Annotated in this window: 16 protein-coding genes; 3 read left to right on the top strand and 13 right to left on the bottom strand. The window is 60.2% G+C overall.

Features of this window, described 5'->3' with window-relative positions:
• Nucleotides 1-60: 60 nt before the first annotated feature.
• The 6 genes from KUH32_RS16915 to KUH32_RS16940 all read right to left on the bottom strand — a co-directional run bounded on the left by KUH32_RS16915 (nt 61) and on the right by KUH32_RS16940 (nt 7432).
• On the bottom strand, nt 61-1611 hold the full coding sequence (locus tag KUH32_RS16915) for a phospholipase D family protein (RefSeq protein ID WP_217779768.1): 1551 nt from the start codon (nt 1609-1611) through the stop codon (nt 61-63).
• A 131-nt stretch (nt 1612-1742) separates the two neighbouring features.
• Complete coding sequence (locus KUH32_RS16920) at nt 1743-2279, bottom strand: cytochrome b (protein WP_217779769.1); 537 nt, start codon at nt 2277-2279, stop codon at nt 1743-1745.
• 123 nt (nt 2280-2402) lie between these two features.
• The gene (locus KUH32_RS16925) at nt 2403-2942 is read right to left on the bottom strand and encodes an RICIN domain-containing protein (RefSeq protein WP_217779770.1); all 540 of its coding nucleotides are present in this window, start codon (nt 2940-2942) and stop codon (nt 2403-2405) included.
• Nucleotides 2939-4828 (bottom strand): ABC transporter ATP-binding protein, encoded by a 1890-nt coding sequence (locus KUH32_RS16930; protein WP_217779771.1) that lies wholly within the window; start codon nt 4826-4828, stop codon nt 2939-2941. The genes KUH32_RS16925 and KUH32_RS16930 overlap by 4 nt, the downstream gene beginning before the upstream one ends.
• Nucleotides 4825-6663, bottom strand: a complete 1839-nt coding sequence (locus KUH32_RS16935) for an ABC transporter ATP-binding protein (protein WP_217779772.1) — start codon at nt 6661-6663, stop codon at nt 4825-4827. The genes KUH32_RS16930 and KUH32_RS16935 overlap by 4 nt, the downstream gene beginning before the upstream one ends.
• 43 nt (nt 6664-6706) lie before the next feature.
• On the bottom strand, nt 6707-7432 hold the full coding sequence (locus tag KUH32_RS16940; protein WP_217779773.1) for a DUF1499 domain-containing protein: 726 nt from the start codon (nt 7430-7432) through the stop codon (nt 6707-6709).
• A 78-nt stretch (nt 7433-7510) separates the two neighbouring features.
• On the opposite strand from KUH32_RS16940, the gene KUH32_RS16945 reads away from it, so the two are divergent.
• Genes KUH32_RS16945 through KUH32_RS16955 form a run of 3 tightly spaced genes read left to right on the top strand, consistent with a single transcriptional unit; the run spans nt 7511 to nt 12347 of the window.
• A complete protein-coding gene (locus KUH32_RS16945) occupies nt 7511-8113 on the top strand; it encodes a TetR/AcrR family transcriptional regulator (protein ID WP_217779774.1) in 603 nt (200 codons plus the stop codon).
• Complete coding sequence (locus KUH32_RS16950; RefSeq protein WP_217779775.1) at nt 8110-9246, top strand: efflux RND transporter periplasmic adaptor subunit; 1137 nt, start codon at nt 8110-8112, stop codon at nt 9244-9246. The genes KUH32_RS16945 and KUH32_RS16950 overlap by 4 nt, the downstream gene beginning before the upstream one ends.
• Complete coding sequence (locus KUH32_RS16955; RefSeq protein ID WP_217779776.1) at nt 9243-12347, top strand: efflux RND transporter permease subunit; 3105 nt, start codon at nt 9243-9245, stop codon at nt 12345-12347. Before KUH32_RS16950 ends, KUH32_RS16955 begins: the two co-directional genes overlap by 4 nt.
• A 57-nt stretch (nt 12348-12404) precedes the next feature.
• Here KUH32_RS16955 and KUH32_RS16960 read toward each other — a convergent pair whose 3' ends face one another.
• The 7 genes from KUH32_RS16960 to KUH32_RS16990 are packed head-to-tail and all read right to left on the bottom strand — an operon-like array spanning nt 12405 to nt 17479.
• On the bottom strand, nt 12405-12542 hold the full coding sequence (locus tag KUH32_RS16960; protein WP_217779777.1) for a hypothetical protein: 138 nt from the start codon (nt 12540-12542) through the stop codon (nt 12405-12407).
• 42 nt (nt 12543-12584) lie between these two features.
• A complete protein-coding gene (locus KUH32_RS16965; protein ID WP_217779778.1) occupies nt 12585-13217 on the bottom strand; it encodes a glutathione S-transferase family protein in 633 nt (210 codons plus the stop codon).
• Between the two features lie 9 nt (nt 13218-13226).
• The gene (kce, locus tag KUH32_RS16970; protein WP_217779779.1) at nt 13227-14162 is read right to left on the bottom strand and encodes a 3,5-dioxohexanoate:acetyl-CoA acetone transferase; all 936 of its coding nucleotides are present in this window, start codon (nt 14160-14162) and stop codon (nt 13227-13229) included.
• A 10-nt stretch (nt 14163-14172) separates the two neighbouring features.
• A complete protein-coding gene (locus KUH32_RS16975) occupies nt 14173-15189 on the bottom strand; it encodes a branched-chain amino acid ABC transporter permease (protein ID WP_217779780.1) in 1017 nt (338 codons plus the stop codon).
• On the bottom strand, nt 15186-16049 hold the full coding sequence (locus KUH32_RS16980; protein WP_217779781.1) for a branched-chain amino acid ABC transporter permease: 864 nt from the start codon (nt 16047-16049) through the stop codon (nt 15186-15188). Before KUH32_RS16980 ends, KUH32_RS16975 begins: the two co-directional genes overlap by 4 nt.
• A 1-nt stretch (nt 16050) precedes the next feature.
• Nucleotides 16051-16758, bottom strand: a complete 708-nt coding sequence (locus KUH32_RS16985; RefSeq protein WP_217779782.1) for an ABC transporter ATP-binding protein — start codon at nt 16756-16758, stop codon at nt 16051-16053.
• Nucleotides 16751-17479: an ABC transporter ATP-binding protein gene (locus KUH32_RS16990; protein WP_217779783.1), complete on the bottom strand. Its 729-nt coding sequence runs from the start codon at nt 17477-17479 to the stop codon at nt 16751-16753. Before KUH32_RS16990 ends, KUH32_RS16985 begins: the two co-directional genes overlap by 8 nt.
• Between the last annotated feature and the right edge of the window lie 34 nt (nt 17480-17513).

The following is a 17513-nucleotide window of genomic DNA, read 5'->3' on the forward strand; positions in this document are numbered from 1 at the left end:
AATGCTCACTAATCCCAAAGTCGATTGGACCAGCCGGCTTTTGTATGAGCCAGCTTTCCATCAAAGCAACCACTCCACCGGCAGCAACCCTATCAAGACGATGGCGACCTGTTGAAACCAGCTTGCGCCGGGCTCTTCCTGATAGATCACAGTTGTATCGTCTTCGAGGAGTTCAAGCCAGATCATCTTGTTTTCGGGCGTCAGTTGCGGCCGGTAACTGACAGTTTCTAGGTGATCGTCAAAGCGCTCGTTCGACTCCGCCGCGAGAGTTGAACTATCGATCAGAAAACCCATTTCACAATTCAGCATGGCAGAGCGTGGGTCAAAATTGAACGATCCAATAAAGACACGCTCTCCGTCGACAGCGAATGTCTTTGCGTGCAGACTGGCCCCCGACAGGCCAAACGGCAAAATCTGCAAATCGGCTTCGGGCGACGTATCGCCGCGCAGTTTCAGCTCATAAAGCGAAATGCCCGCTTCCAGCAATTCCCGCCGATACTTGGTGTATCCAGCATGAACCATCAAAACATCGGTGGTATTCATCGCATTCGTAAGAATACGAATGTCGATACCTGCGTCTGACAGGTCTGTGAGATACGTGGCTCCTTGCGCGCCCGGCACGAAATAGGCGGACACCAGATCCAGCCTGTTTTCGACACTCCCGAGTATCTCGCCCAACTGGGTAATCATCAGCTGATCACGTGTTGCGATCCCTCGCCCTTTTGCCGGATCATCGGCGATAAGCCGAACGGTCGTCCACTCAAATGGTATCTCGCCATTTGCATGTCGGTCCACACTGCTTTGCAAATCTCCCAAGAGCGTGTCTGCCTCAGGCGTCGAAAAAACGTCGGCGACACGGTCTTCGAATGCCGCTAGGTCGCCCTCACCGTCGATGATCGTATCGACCCCGAAGACCGATGCGCTGTTCCAGTAGGCGTCGAACATATCAGCTGTTTCCGGAACCACGGCGCCCGTCGCCAGTACGTCCAAGTCAATATAGAAGGTATCATCACCAACGTCGAAATATTCATCGCCGATGTTCCGACCACCGACAATTGCGATGGCCCCATCGACGATGAAGGATTTGTTGTGCATCCGCCGGTTCATACGGAAAAAATCGAACGCATATCCAAGCAACTTAGGGCTGCGCACTGTCGATGGATTGAAAAGGCGTATTTCAAAATTGGCCTGCGTGTTCAGCGCGGCCATGAAGTTATCCATATCCGGCACGCCGTTGTCGTCCAGCAACAAGCGCACATGCACGCCGCGCTGCGCCGCCTGATACAGCGCGTTCAGCAAGATGATGCCAGACGTGTCGTCCTGCCAAATGTAATACTGGGCATCGATCGACTGTTCAGCGACAGCCGCAAGCTCTAACCGGCTTGCAAGCGCATCCTGTCCGCTTTGAAGGGCAATGACGCCGGACAAGCCGGGTTGCTGATCGGCTGCATCCACGAAAGACGCACCAAGATTGGTTTCCGGATCAGCGGGAATAGCGGCACTGACTTGGCGGGCCGAGATGTCGGGCAAAGGGAAAAGAACCCGCGCCACAACGACAAAAACAACGAAAGAGGCGGCCAGCGCGGCGAGGATTTTCAACGTGCGTTTCATGCTTGGCTGATAGACCTGAACTGGATCAAATCATACTGGCTTGCGCGACAGGAGACACGACGTCGGCCCGACAAGCCATTTGAAAAAACTCCAACACCACTTCAGCAGAAGCCGTGATTTCGCTTTCCTCGTCACGCCATCCGTCCAAGGACCTCATCACGCTTGATGAAGTGATGCCAGATCACCGCGGCTGCGATATGTCCAATCACCAACGCGGCCAGGATCCACCCCAATGTGCCGTGCCATTCCGAGATCGTCTTCGTCCAGGCAATTGCGACGTCGCGCGCCTGAAAAATTTGGATGCCGAGATAGCTGAAGCCGCGCGTGCCGCCAGCGGCCCCGATGACCTTGATCGCAGGGACGATCATCATGAGCGCATATAATCCCGCATGTCCGGCCTTAGCCGCATACCCCATCGGACCGGACTCCGTCGGGCGCTTGCTAAGGTTCAAAAGCCCCCACACACCGCGCAACAGCACCAACAGGAGCAGCGTCACGCCCAGATCGACGTGATACGTCCAAAGCGTATCGCGCAGGGCGTTTTCGCGCGGCAGGGCCCAGTGTGCAGCGGCTGAAGCAAATTGGGTGGCAAATAATGCGGCCATGCTCCAGTGAAACGCGCGGCTTATAAGGCCGTAACGGTCAGGGCTGTCGGTCAATCTGGTCATTGAATGTGTCCGTCTTTTGAAAGGTCTCATTTGATACGCGGCCGCACGATACTTCCGTCACGCCACCACTGGTTGCTGGGTCGCCGTGACTGAACGCAAGGGCCCCCGGAAACCGAAAGAAGGTTACTCTCGAATGACCCATTGCTTGAAGGCCGGGTCCAGATCGGCACAGGCCGAGAGTATGAGATCGCGGGACTGGAAGGGGCCGGCGTCGTCGATGGTCGGCGCGACGGTCACGCATTGCGAAGGGTCTGAAGCCAGGGAGAGTTCCATGTTGGTATCGTCGTGTACGAACAGCTGGGCCGCATCAGCTGCGTCGCAGGCGATCAGACCGAAGGGGTTTTCGGAATTGTTCGGCGCGTTATAGGCCATGCACATGCCTGTGTAGGTCGCCGATTGGATCAGGCCGCTGTCAGCCGTGTACGTGAAGAGCACGTCGTCACCGGTGGGCTTGCAGGAATGGGCGTGAAGCTGGTCGCTCACCCCCCGGCCTTCGGTGTCGATGCACCATCCGAGCATGGCTTCCTCGCCGAGGTTATCGGCGAGGTAGATCACCGGCCCTTGGGTCTGGATGGTCGGAGCCTCGGCAAGCGAAACCTGGGGGATGGTCAGGCCCAATGCAGTGGCAATGAGGGCGGTGTGGATTGTGGTGCTGTATGTCATGGGGCAGTCCTTTCCAGGGTGTTCCGGGGTTCAGGGATGTCTCGTGGAGGTCGACCTTGCGCGCCGCTCTGGAGCTGCCAGTATCCGCCGCGCAACGCCATGAGTTGGTCATGCGTACCGGTTTCGCGCACGTTTCCGCTCTCCATGTAAATGATCATGTCCGCGTCGCGGATGGTCGACAGACGGTGCGCGATAACGAAGCTGGTGCGGCCCTCGCGCAGGTCGGCCATGGCGGTCTGGATCTGCAGTTCGGTGCGCGTGTCGACCGAACTTGTCGCCTCGTCGAGGATGAGGATCGGAGCGTCGAGCAGGAAGGCCCGCGCAATCGTCGTGAGCTGGCGCTGACCCTGCGAGAGGCTCCCGCCGCCGTTCTCCAGAACCGTGTCGTAGCCGTCCGACAGGGTGCGCACGAAGTCATCCACATGGCAGCGTTTCGCGGCGGCGATGACCTGCGCGCGGGTCGCATCCGGGCGGCCATAGGCGATGTTGTCATGCACCGTTCCGGTAAAGAGCCAGGTATCCTGCAACACCATCGCCATGGCGCGACGCAGATCCTTTCGGGACAGAGTGGCGATGTCTTCGCCGTCCAGCCGGATCGTCCCGCTGTCGATCTCGTAAAACCGGATCAGAAGATTGACCAGTGTCGTCTTTCCCGCGCCGGTGGGGCCGACGATGGCCAGCATCTGGCCCGGCTTCGCCTCGAGGCTGACATCCTCGAACAGCGGCTGATCGGGGATGTAGCGAAACCCGACATGCTCGAAGCGGACATCGCCCGTGACCGGCAGGGAGGGATGTGTCGTCACCTCCGTGTCGGTGGACAATTCGGGCGCGTCCAGCAGCTCGAAAACCCGTTCCGCCGATGCGAGGGCCGATTGCACCTGTGCGGCCATGCTGCCAAGCTGCGAGATCGGCTGACCTATCTGGCGGATATACTGGATGAAAGCCTGCACCCCACCGAGGCTCAGCGCACCCGACAGAACCTGGAGCGCCCCGAAAACGACCACCACGATATAGGCGACGTTGTTCACGAACATCGTGGTCGGCTGGATCAGGCTGGCGAAGATCTGCGCGCGCATGCTTGCCGCGGTCAGAGTGCTGTTTTTCTCGGCGAACTGCTGATCCACACGGTCGCGCGCGCCGAACACCCGGATCAGCGTCTGGCCGGTGAAGGTTTCCTCCACCAGCGCATTCAGGTGGCCGGTTTCACGCCATTGCTCGGCATATTTGGGCTGCGCCGCGTGGCTGAGCAAGCGCGTCGCCCCAAGCGAGACCCCAATGGCCACGAGCGCTGCGGCTGCCAGGGGAACAGACAGCCAGAGCATCATGGCCAGCACGCCGACAATCGTCATCAGCATCAGCATCGCCTGGCTGGCGACCTGCTGCAGGTTCTGGATCATGTTGTCGATATCGTTGGTAAAGCGCGAAAGAACCTCGCCACGCGGCTGCGCATCGAACCATTTGAGCGGCACCCGCGACAGCTTGGCCTGCGCGGCCTCGCGCAGATCACGCCCCATGTTCTGCACCAGATCGTTGATCAGCCACGCCTGAACGAAGTTGAGGCCCGAGGCGACGAGATAGATCGCCGCCACAACCAGAAGCTGGCGCATGAGGGCCGACCACGTATAGCCGTCGCTGACCAGAAGGTCGGTTGCAAGGCCAAGCTGCCAGGGGCCGAGGGTGCTGCCGATCACGCTGCCGACGCTGAGCAACAGCGTGACGATCAGGATCTTGCGGTTGCTGCCAAAAGCCGTCCAGACCCGCCGCGCGGCATCGCGGGCGGCTTTCGGTTTCTCCCCGACGATCGAACCGCCGGGCGTTCGCGGCCCGGGGGCGCTGTCTTGTGTCCTTGAGACCGTTTCGAGTTTCGGCTCTGCGGCTGCGGTCATGCTGCGTCCTCCTCGGGCATGGCCTGCGAGTGGACGGTTTCCGCGTAGACGGGGCACTCCCGCATCAAGGTGTCGTGCGGCCCAAGGCCGACCATGCGGCCCTTCTCGATGACGAGAATCCGGTCGGCATCTTTGATCGAGGCCACGCGCTGGCTGACAATCACGGTGGCGGCATGGCTGACGGCCCCCCTCAGTGCCGCGCGCAGCTTGCGATCCGTCGTCTGATCGAGCGCGGAGAAGCTGTCGTCGAACAGATAGAGATCGGCATCGCACACAAGCGCCCGCGCGATGGCGAGCCTTTGGCGCTGTCCACCGGAGAAATTGGCGCCGCCCTGCGCCACTGGCGCCCCGAGCCCTTCGGGCATGGCGCGGACGAAATCGGCGGCCTGCGCGATCTCCAGCGCTTTCCAGAGCGTGGCCTCGTCCGCCTGCTGGTTTCCAAGCCGCAGCGTATCCGCAACGGTGCCCGAAAAAAGGTAGGCCTTCTGCGGGACGTAGCCGATATGGGAGGAGAACTCCTGCGGCGCGATCTGCCGCAGATCGACGTCCCCCAGCGTGATCCGCCCGGTGCTGGGATCATTGAGCCGCGCGATCAGGTTGAGAATGGTGGATTTGCCCGAGCCCGTCGCGCCGATGATGCCCAGCACTTCGCCGGGGCCGAGATCGAAGCCGATCTCTTCGATGACCATCGCTTCCGCGCCGGAATACCCGAAGCCCACGTCCTCGAGCCGCAGGGGCAGTCCGTCGCCACTTTGCGGCAGGGGCTTGGGATGCGCGCACGGCCCGACTTCGATCGGGCTTTGCAGCAGCGTCGTGATCCGGTGGGCGCTGACAAGCGCACGGGGGAGCATGACGATCATCAGGCCCAACATCATCACGGCAATCAGGATCAGCGCGACATAGGACAGAAAGGCGATCAGCGAGCCGATCTCCAGATCGCCCTCGCGCACCCGGCTGGCGCCGGCCCAGATCAGGGCGACGGATGTCAGCTGCATCACCGCCGTCAGCGATGGCATGATCATCGCCATCAACCGGCCGGACTGGATCGCCGTGTCGGTCAGGTCGGTGTTCGCCGTCTCGAAACGCGTGCTTTCCCGGGATTGTTGCAGAAAGGCGCGGATGACGCGGATGCCCTCGATCTGTTCGCGCAGGATGCTGTTCACACCGTCGAGTTGCCTTTGCATGCGCTGATAGAGCGGGATGGCCTTGAAGGTCAGAAACCCGATGATGCCCGCCAGGACCGGCACCGCGACCACCATCAGCCAAGAGAGCTGCACATCCTGCCGCACCGCCATGATCGCACTTCCCACACCCATGATGGGGGCGACCACGATCATCGTGAATGCCATGATCAGCATCGACTGAACCTGCAGCACATCATTGGTGCAGCGGGTGATGAGCGAGCCGACGGTAAAGCCCTGCACCTGCGACAGGGCGAGGCTGTGCACCTTGCCGAACACATCGGCGCGCAGGCTCTGGCCGATCCGGTAGGCGACCGATGCGCCGAGAAAGACCGCCACGGCACTCAGCACGAGTTGTACCCCGGCGGCGATCCCCATGAGCCCGCCATAATAGCGGATGACCGAGATGTCTGCGGCCGCGATCCCGGTGTCGATGACATCGGCGCTGAAGCTCGGCAAGAGCAGCGAGGCGGTCATCTGGCCCACCTGGCACAGCAACAGGGCAAGGAGGGTCCACCTGTGTTCCATGAACCTGTCGCGCCAGGTAAATGCGCCCGGGAGGCGAACGTCATCGCTTGCTGTATTTGTCGCTTCAATCATGCCGAGACGCGCCCTGTTCGGAGTTGGATTGCAGGGCTCTGCATGCGCGGCCACCGCTGTACAGGTGGCCCTGCGGGGGTTTGAAAAAGCCCGAAGGTCATTCGCGGAACCGTTGCTGAAAGTCGCGGATCCGCGCGGCGTTGACGCCCTGATCGCTGCGCCCGACCCGCGAGACGCCGCGCATGTCGATGCGGCTTCCGTCTTCAAGCGGCGTCACGACGACCACCACATCGTCCGCGAAATAGAAAACAGAGGTGCGGGCGGTGGCCTCGAAACGGAGACGGTCGGCGTCCGCGGCGACGATCTCCCATCCCATGTCCTGAGCGACCGTCAGCGCGCGCTGGAACGCCTCATCCGCGGAGAGGTCCGTTTCGAGCGACGCGATATCCGGATAGGCGGCGGCCTGCGCCTCGGCGAGTTCGGGCCCGCCATAGTCGAGCGTGTTGCTGGCTCCCGCGCGGGTGTCGTCCAGAACCTCGAAGAGCGGCGGGTTCACCGTGTCGGTCGAGATGTCGTGGATCGGTGCCGCGCGTGGTGCCGGGTTGAGCGTGCTAGCGATCATGGGGATCAAGAGAGCAATGCCAATGAACGCAGCCACGCCGCCGAGCAAGGCCTGTGCTTTTTCCCTGCGGACAAGATGAACGACCAGCGCAAGCAGCCCTGCACCCGCAATGACCGCCGCCAGCGGATTGAAATAGCTGCGATAAAGACCAAACCCCGTGATCGGCTCCCACAGCCCCAAACGCGCGCCAAACAGCATCAAGGCCGCAGCCGCTCCGCCGATGACCGCGGCGATTAGGACGATCGTTCCAACGTATTTCATTCTCTGTCCAATCCGTGACTTGCAGTGTGAATATTTGCTTGGTATGCAAAAGTTGCAGACTACGCAAGGTTTTGATGAATGACACTTTCGTTACGGGAAAGACGGCGGCAGGAAACTGCCTTCCAAATCCACAAAGCGACTTTGGAATTGGCCATGGAGAGTGGCCTTGAGGACGTGACAACTGATGAGATTGCTGCGGCCTCCGGCGTCAGCACGAGAACCTTTTTCAACTATTATCCCAACAAGGAAGCCGCAGCGATCGGGCACCCACCGCCGTTTACCGAGGCGCAGATGGACGCTTTGCGCGATGGAACGGGGCCTTTGGCGGCAGACATCAAACAGTTCTTGGACAGCCACATGGAGGCTTTGTCGCAGAGAGCGGACATCCTTCGGATGGTTGGCAAAATCCTGCGATCAAATGAGAAAGCACGAGGGATCCTCGATGGCCTTCTAGGCGCCGAGCGTCGAAGGCTCACAGAGGCGCTGACTGGTCGCGTGGACAATCGTCAAACGGCGACAGCGCTGGCCGGTATCATCACTGCCACGATCGGAGCGGCGATTGCCCTTTGGGAACACGAAGAAGGTATTACTCTCGGCGCGGCAATGGATGCTGTTTGGCAGGCACAGATGGACGCCGCACGGCTCCTCTTGTCTTCAACCGGCGAGGAGACCGGAACATGAAAAAGACATTCTACGTCATTGCGTCGATCGCCATCGTAGCGGGCGCATATCTTTGGGCTTTTGGTGTTCCTGACGCCTTTGCGCCCGGTGTGGGCAGCGAGGCACCGGTATCGCAGGCTCCGGCTGGACCCGGGGGTCCCGGTGGACCTGGCGGCGGAGGCGCAACAACCGTCGTCTTGGCACCCCTGGAAATGCAGCCGTTCGAGGATTCATTCCGCGCGATCGGCAATTCCGAAGCGGTGAGGAGCGCGACCGTTACCTCCGATGTGTCTGGAAGAACAGTCTCGGTCGACCTGACTGCGAACGCCGAGGTTTCGCAGGGTGATGTTCTTGTGCGGCTCGACGCGCGCGCTGCAACGCTGTCCCTTGAGACTGCGCAGAGCGAGCTGGAACAGGCGTCCGCCACGGTCGCCCGATACGAACGTTTACAACAATCGGGAAATTCCACGATTACGGATGTGACGCTCTCGGAAGCGCGGCTGGCGCTGCGCCTGGCAGAGGCAAATGTCGGGCAAGCCGAGCTCGCACTGGAAGACCGCACGATCCGTGCTCCGATTTCAGGGCGCCTTGGACTGAGCGACGTCAATGTCGGCGACTACCTCACCGCCAATGACCCCATTATCACGATCGACGATTCGAGCGCGCTTTTGGTCGAATTCGAGCTCCCCGAACGCTCTGTCGGCTTCCTGTCACTCGGGCGCGATGTCACGTTGGAAACGCCCTCGCTGACGGGGCGATTTTTCCAAGGCGAGATCGTATCCTTTGACAGCCGGATCGATGAGGTCACCCGCAGTGTGACCGTCAGGGCGCGTGTCGCGAATCCGGACGGAACACTCTGGCCGGGCATGACGTTCACCGCGCGGCTCAGCAACCTCAGCGAACCGCTTTTGGTGGTGCCGGCAACAGCCATCACATGGTCCCGCGATGGTGCAAGTGTCTGGTACGAAGATGAGGGCCACGCGCAGAGCATCCCGGTCACGATCCTTCACCGCCGCGACGAGAACGTCTGGCTGGACGCTGATCTGCCAGCGGGCACGATGGTTATCATTGAGGGCGCACACAAGCTGCGCCAGGGCGCTGCGGTCACAGATGCGAATGCCGAGCCGCAGCAGCCCGATCAGGAGTCGAAATGAGCACCCCAAAACTCCAGCGGGCGGCCTCCGGGTTCGCCGACCTGTTCGTTGCACGACCCATTTTCGGGTTTGTCATCAGCCTATTGATAGTGATCGCGGGGATGGCGGCGATGACCGCCGTCGATGTGCGGGAAATGCCGGATGTCGATCAGCCAGTACTTTCAATCCGAACTGAATATGAAGGCGCAACACCTGCAACGGTCGATCAGGAAATCACGCAGGTTCTGGAAGATGCGCTGAGCGCGCTGGAGGGCCTGTCCTACATCGAAGCCAGCTCAACCAATGGGATGAGCAGCATTACGATCGATCTGTCAGATGATACCGACATCGACGTGGCCGCCAACGAAGCGCGCGAAATCATCTCTGCAACAGCGCGTCAGCTTCCAAGCGATCTTGACGACGATCCGACCGTGTCGAAATCTGACATCAACGCGAGTGCCATCATTCGCCTGGCCGTGCTGGGCGATGCAACACTGGACGAGTTGACCGCCATCGCGGAGGGTCGGATCTACGATCGACTGTCACTCATTGATGGTATCGCTGAAGTCACGATCCGGGGCGACAGGCCGAACGAGTTTCGCGTGACACTCGATGATCGTCTCCTGCTGAGCCGCGGCCTGACTGTCTTCGACGTGACAGAAGCGCTTGCAGACCTGCGCGACGATACGCCCTTGGGCGCGCTGGAAACCGATAAGCAGACGATTGCCTTGCAGGTCGGAAATGCCGATGTCACCGTCGATAGCATCGGCCAGATCCTGATAAACAACACCACGCGGGTCGCAGATGTCGCGCTGGTTCAATTGCTACCCGAAGACACCGATGTGACAACCCGCGTCAACGGGCAGACCGCCATCGGCCTCGATATCACCCGCCAATCCGAGGGCAACACGCTCGAAATCTCGACGGCCGTGCGCGCCGCCGTGGAAGAGCTGCGCGCGGAGCTGCCAGAGGGTGTCGAGCTTATCATCTCGACCGATGACGGTGTGTTTATCGAAGGTGCTTTAACCGAGGTCATCAAATCCATCGGTTTGGCCACCGTCATCGTAGTACTCGTGATCTTTGCCTTCCTGCGCTCCTTGCGTGCAACCTTGATCCCCGCTGTCACAATCCCGGTTGCGTTGGTTGGTACCGTTGCGGCCGTTTGGCTAACGGGGTTTTCGATCAACACGATCAGCCTCTTGGCATTGGTTCTCGCGACGGGGATGGTCGTGGACGACTCCATCGTTGTGGTCGAGAACATCGTGCGGAAGCGGAAAGACGGCATGGGGGCGTTCGCGGCTGCCGCAGCAGGCACCAATGAGGTTTTCTTTGCTGTCATTTCGACCACGGCAACGCTTGCAGCCGTATTCATTCCCATTTCGTTTCTTCCCGGACAAGCGGGCGGCGTCTTCAGCGAATTCGGCTTCGTCCTTGCCTTCGCGGTGACACTGTCGTCCGTCGCAGCGCTGACGCTGGCACCCGTTCTGGCGGCTCTCCTGGACCCCGGCAGAGAGACGCAAAAAACTCCGCAGGCCCCGCAGACTCCAAGTCGCCTCGCGCGCGGCTTTGACTGGGTGATGGATCGCGCCATTCGTGCACCCCTGCTCGTCGTGGCTATAGCGTTCGGATTTGCGCTGATCGCAGCCGGTGTGGCTGGGACGCTGACCTCGACCATCACGCCGACCGAGGACCGCGGCTATTTCCTGATTCAGGCCCGTGGGTCATCCGATACGACCGCCGAATACCTTGATGAGCAAGTGGCACAGATCGAAGACGTTCTCGCGCCGTTTCAGGAAAGCGGGCAGATCAGTTCGGTTCAAAGCATCATCGGCATCGGCGGCGGCACGACGGCCTTCATCGTCGTGCGTCTGCCGGATTGGTCGGATCGTGACTGGTCCCAACAAGAGTTGATGGGACCGATCAACGGGATGCTTTCGGCCGTGCCAGGGGTGCAGGTCTTCGCAATCTCGCCAAACAGCCTCAATATTCGCGGCGGCGGCAACGGGCTGACCTTTGCGGTAAGTGGGACCAATGTCGATGACATGACCGAAGCCGCCGACGCGCTTGTTTCCGTCATGGCTCGGGACGATGCCTTTTCCAATCCACAGGTTTCGGGCGACAGCGTGCAGGCACAATATGAGATCACCGTGGATCAGGAGATGGCGGCGGTTTTTGGTCTCAGCGAGGCCGATATCACCAGAACGATCAGCGCCCTGACACAAGGCTCGGTACCCGTCAGCGTGTTCCTCGATGACACCGAAACCGACGTACGCGTGGTCCCGGGCGGGCCGCCCATCAACGATCCAAATGATCTGGAGGGGATTCAACTCCGCATGCCAAGTGGTGAATATGTGCCGCTCTCGTCCGTGGCGACGCTGATCCCGGTGGTCAGCCAATCCTCGATCGAACGTCAGGGCGGCACACTGGCGGTTTCGATACAGTCCAACCTTGTCAGCGGTGTCGATCTGGGCGAGGCGATGGCTCGTGTCGAGGCGCTGGCCACCGAAACCCTGCCGGAGGGCATGGGGATTGTGTACACGGGCGAAGCCGCTTCGCTGAGCGATAGCCAGTCGGGCATGTATATGGTGTTCGGCGTCGCTGCGATTGTCGTATTCCTTGTTCTGGCCGCGCAATTCGAAAGCATCGCAAGTGCTGTCGTCATCATGCTGACCGTGCCCTTCGGCCTTGCCGCAGCGCTGCTGGCTATTTCGATCACCGGCGGTTCGCTGAACTATTACAGCCAGATCGGATTGGTTTTGCTGATCGGCGTGATGGCCAAGAACGGCATTCTGATCGTTGAATTTGCCAACCAGCTTCGCGAGGCCGGACAGGATATCGACAGCGCCATTCGCGACGCCCTGCGCCTGCGCATTCGGCCGGTGATGATGACGATGGTGTCCACCGTCTTCGGCGGCCTGCCCCTTGTCCTGTCGTCGGGCGCCGGTGCCGAGGCGCGCGTTGCGGTCGGTTGGGTCATCGTCGGCGGACTGGGCTTTGCCACCGTCTTCACCCTGTTCCTCACGCCGGTGTTTTACCGCTGGATAAGCGTCTGGGGCGCAGAGCCCGGCGTGTCTGCCCGCCGTTTGCAGCAGGAACGCGACATGCTGACGGCGGCGGAATAGGTTTGAAATACAATCATGGCACGGCCGCCGGACGGCCGCGCCATAAAAGAGTAGGGCCTAGTCGGCCAATCCGGCAAATGACCGGATGTCTGTGCCCTCGGCCTGTCGCTTGGCTGTGTAATCGCCGAACATCACGATAGCACCCGGGTCTTCCCATTCGGCCAGACCTTTGCGGTAGCTCGGCCGCAGCCGCATCCGCCCATACCATTGTGCAAGATGCGGCGTGTGCTCGAACGGTCAGCCCATCAGATCGAACCGGTGCGCGTTTGGCATCCATGCCACGTCTTCCAATGACATCCGGTCGCCCGCCAGAAAGGCACGCCCGTCACTTAGCCGCGCATCAAGAAAGTCGAAATCATCGCGGGTGCGAATAACGGCCTGTTCAATGCGGTCACGGTCAAATCCCGCTGCGAAATCGCGGTAGAACGCGGTCAGCCAGTCGTTCTTGTGGTTTTGCTGAAAAGCCTGCGCTACCTCGTCCGATTTCGCAGGCGCGCCGCGAAACAGAAACTCAAAGGTCAACAGCTTCAGATCCAGTTGAGCCTTGTCCGACCGTGCAAGCACCTCGGGTGAGGCCCCTATCATCAACGGGCTATCCTGACCCGCGACATGTTGAATGATATCGATGCTTTCAATAATCAGGCGCCCGTCATCCACAAGTGCCGGAACGACGCCCTTGGGGTGAATTGCCTGATAGGCTGCGGAGGCGTGTTCACCGCGTTCAAGATCGACCGGATGACTTTCATATGTCTTGCCCATTTCGGCCAGAACTATGCGCACCCGCTGCGAACAGCTCGACATTGGAGCGTGCCACAGGTGCAGGCCCTTCAGGGTTTTCAGGCTTTGATCTTGTGGTTCAATCTCGGGCATTGCCGATCCTTAAAAGGCGACCTTATCGCCTCCCTTGAGGTCCAGGATTTCGCGGGCTTCGTCAGGTGTGGCAACCTCGCAGCCCAGATCCTCGACGATACGGCGGATTTTGGCGACCTGCTGGGCGTTGCTGTCGGCCAGCTTGCCACGGCTGATGAATAGGCTGTCCTCCAGTCCGACACGAACGTTGCCGCCCATCTGGCTGGCGGTGGTCGCAAGGTTCATCTGCGATCCACCCGCCCCCAGAACGGACCAGCGGTAATCATCGCCGAACAGCCGATCTGCGGTGCGTTTCATGAACACCAGATTATCAACCTCCGGCCCGATGCCACCCAAAATACCAAAGATGAACTGGATGAAGATCGGTGCCTTGAACAGCCCGATATCCATGCAGAATTTCAGGTTATAGAGGTGGCCAACGTCATAGCACTCATGCTCGAACTTGATGTCATGGGGGGCCAACGTCTCGGCCGCTTCCTTGATGTCACGGAAGGTATTGCGGAAGATGTTTCCGTCGGAATTGGCGACGTAATCCTTCTCCCAGTCGAATTTCCAGTCGTCGTCGCTGTAGCGGTTGGCGAGTGGATGGAAAGAAAAGTTCATCGAGCCCATATTCATCGAACACATCTCTGGGCTGAAAGTCTTGGCCGGAGTGATCCGATCCTGGATCGACAGCGACAGAGAGCCGCCGGTGGAGATGTTCACCACCGCATCCGTCGCCTGCTTGATCCGTGGCAGGAAGGGCTGGAAATCCTTCACATCAACCGAGGGCGCACCGGTTTCGTTGTCGCGGGCATGCAAGTGCAAGATCGACGCGCCAGCCTCGGCCGCCTCCATCGCCTGTTGGGCGATGTCGTCATACGTATAGGGCAGCGCGTCCGACATGGTGGGCGTGTGGATCGCGCCCGTTATGGCGCAGGTGATGATTGTCTTCTGGCGAGCCATTATGGCCTCCTTAGCTGTCTTTGTGTCGCTCGACGCGGTAGCCGAGCGGGAAGAGTTGCAAGTTGAAACGCTGGCTGATGAAACCCCAGACCCCTTGCGGTGCTTTGAGCATCACCACGATGGCCACGAGGCCGAGGACCATGAGGTAAATGGTGCCGAGGTCCGCGAGGGTTTCGCGCAGCAGGAAGAAGATTAGCGTGCCGATGATCGGGCCTTCGATTGTCCCGATGCCGCCGATGACCACGATGAAGATCACAAAAGCGGTCCAGTCATTGACGCTGAACGCGGCATCGGGGGAAATCCGCAGCTTTTGCAGGAAGATAAGCGCGCCGATGACGGCTGTGAGACCAGAGGTCACGACATAGACGACGAACTTCGTTCGCCAAATGTCGATGCCCAGAGACGCGGACGCCAGTTCATTGTCACGGATCGCTGTTAACGCCAGCCCCTTGCGTGAGCGCAACATCAGGTAGACAGTGGTAACGACAAACAGCGCCGCGCCCAAGGCCAGCCAATAAGCAAGCGCCTCGCGCTCGGATCGGCCATCCGCCATTGAACGCACGATGTCTGTTGGCAAAGAGGTGCCAGAGCCGCCGCCCAGAGCGGAAACCTGTGCAAACGACAGCCGGAAAACCTCTGCCATGACCCAGGTGCCAATGGCGAAGTAAGCGCCCCGCAGCCGGAAGATCAACGCGGCAACAGGGATCGAGATCAGCGCGCCCAGAACACCCGCCAGCGCGATGGCGACCAGCGGCGGCAGACCCGCAAAGATGGTCAGCGCAAACAGCATGTAGCCGCCAAAGCCGACATAGGCCTGTTGCCCGACCGAGACCAAACCAGCGTAGCCCGCCAGCAGGTTCCATAATGAGGCCAAGGCGAGGTAGAGGAATATCTCGCCCATCAGCCGCAAATCGGCACGGCCCGCCCAATATGGCGCGGCGATCAGAATGACCACGATCAACGCAGCCAGAATAGCGGCCACTTTCGCGGCGTTTGATGTGCGGCTTATCCGGATATCGGTTTTCATCCGCTGATCCTCGGGAAAAGGCCGTTGGGACGTACGGCAAGAATGACGAGAAAGGCGATATGGCCGGCCAAGAGTTGCCAACCGGGATTGATCGTTGCGCCCACGGTCTGGGCGACGCCTAGGATGACACCGCCAACCAAAGTGCCCCAGAGGTTGCCTAAGCCACCGATGATCACGGCCTCGAAGCCAAAGATCAGCCGCCCGCCGCCCACTGAGGGATCAAAGCTAGTGCGGATGCCCAAGAGAATGCCCGCCACAGCTGTTACCGCCAGCGAAAGTGCCATGGCCATTCCAAACACATGCCGCTTGTTAAGCCCCATGAGCTGCGCGATGTCCTGATTATCCGAAGTGGCGCGAAACGCGCGACCCAAAGGCGTTCGATAGAAAACCCACTGCAACCCCGCGATCACCGCAACAGCAATGGCGAAGGTCAGGAGCGGTAGCACGCCGAGCGAAAGTGGGCCGAGCGCGACCGAGGCGGTCTCCAAGGCACCTGCGTCCATCTTCTGCGGGTCAGCTGAATAGCCTTCGAGAAGAGCATTCTGGATGATCACCGACAGCCCGAAGGTCACCAGCAACGGCGGCAGGATATCATCGCCAAGGGTGTGGTTCAGAACCCCGCGTTGCAAACAGTACCCGATCCCCGCCATTGCCGGTACCACCACGATCAGCGCCACCACCGGATGCACCCCCAGAACCACGGTCGTGGTCAACCCGAGGTAGGCAGCAAGCACGATCAGATCACCATGCGCGATATTGACCAGCCGCATGACACCAAAAATCAGCGACAACCCCGCCGCGAAAAGCGCGTAAAGCCCGCCCAGCAAAGTGCCCTGAACAACCGCATTCAAAAAATCCATGTCATTCCACTCCGAAATAGGCGCGCGCGATGTCCTCGCGCGATACGGCGTCAGACTTGCCTTCCAGGGAAACGCGGCCCTCTTGCAGGCAGTAGACGCGGGAAGAGACTTCCAGTGCTTTGGTGATGTCCTGCTCGACGATCACCGCACTCATGCCGCCGCCCACGATACCGGGTAGCGCCTTGTAGATGTCGCGGATGATCACCGGCGCGAGGCCAAGGCTGATTTCGTCGAACATGATGAGATCGGGGTTGGCCATGAGCGCTCGGCCAATTGCGACCATCTGTTGTTGGCCACCGGACAGAGAGGTCGATGCCTGCGCCTTTCGCTCCTCGAGGATCGGGAACAGATCAAAGACCTTTTGCAGGTTCCACGGGCCTTTTCGGTTGACCCGCCCGCCGATCATCAGGTTCTCCTCGACCGAAAGCGACGGGAAGAGTTGGCGGCCTTCGGGCACCATCGCAAGGCCCATCTGCGCGATCACGTCCGGGCGTTCGGCCCCGATGGATGCGCCCCGAAACTGCACCTGATCGGCCTTGTTGCCGATCAGCCCCGAGATAGAGCGCAAAAGCGTCGTTTTGCCTGCGCCATTGGCGCCGATGATCGCCAGAACCTCGCCTTCAGAGACGGTGAGATCAACGCCGAAAAGCGCCTGGAAGTCGCCATAGAAAGCATCTAGCCCGGCAAGCGTTAGGATCGGTTCAGACATCGGCTTCAATCCCCAGATAGATTGCTTGCACCTCGGGGCTGTCCATGATGGCCTTCGGTTCGCCTTCAGCGATCTTCCTGCCGAAATCGATCACGATCAGGCGTTCAACCACTGCCATCAGCGCATGCACCACATGTTCGATCCAGATGATCGAAACACCGCTGGCGTGGATCGACTTGATCGTGGCGATGAGCGAGGTGCATTCCGCCTCGGTCAGCCCGCCTGCGATCTCGTCAAGCAACAGCAGACGCGGCTTTGCGCAGAGCGCGCGGGTCAGTTCCAGCCGCTTGCGGTTCAGCAGGGTCAACCCGCCGGCGCGGTCGTTGGCCTTATCCAGCAATTCGGTCTGTTCCAGAACGTCAATGCACAACCGCTCCGCCTCATGGCCTCGCAATCCGGCCGATTGCGTAGCTGCCACCATAGCGTTCTCGAAAACCGTCATATGGGTAAAGGGTTGCGGCACTTGAAAGCTGCGCGCGATCCCAGAACGGGATCTGTGCGCCGCGCTGCGAGAGGTGATGTCCTCACCCGCAAAAGTAATATGCCCTGAATTTGGTTGCAGGGTGCCGGTGATCAGGTTGAACATGGAAGTCTTGCCTGCACCGTTCGGGCCCAGCACCCCGAGTGCCTCGCCTTCCTTCAGCGTGTAGCTGAGGCTGTCGGCAACGGTGACTGCACCGAACGCTTTCGACAAGCCATCAAGTTGCAGGATCTGCGTCATTTCGATCTCCGGGGTGAATGGCGTCGGGCGGCAG

Origin of the sequence: Thalassococcus arenae, from assembly GCF_019104745.1 — a bacterium.
GTDB lineage: Bacteria > Pseudomonadota > Alphaproteobacteria > Rhodobacterales > Rhodobacteraceae > Thalassococcus_B > Thalassococcus_B arenae.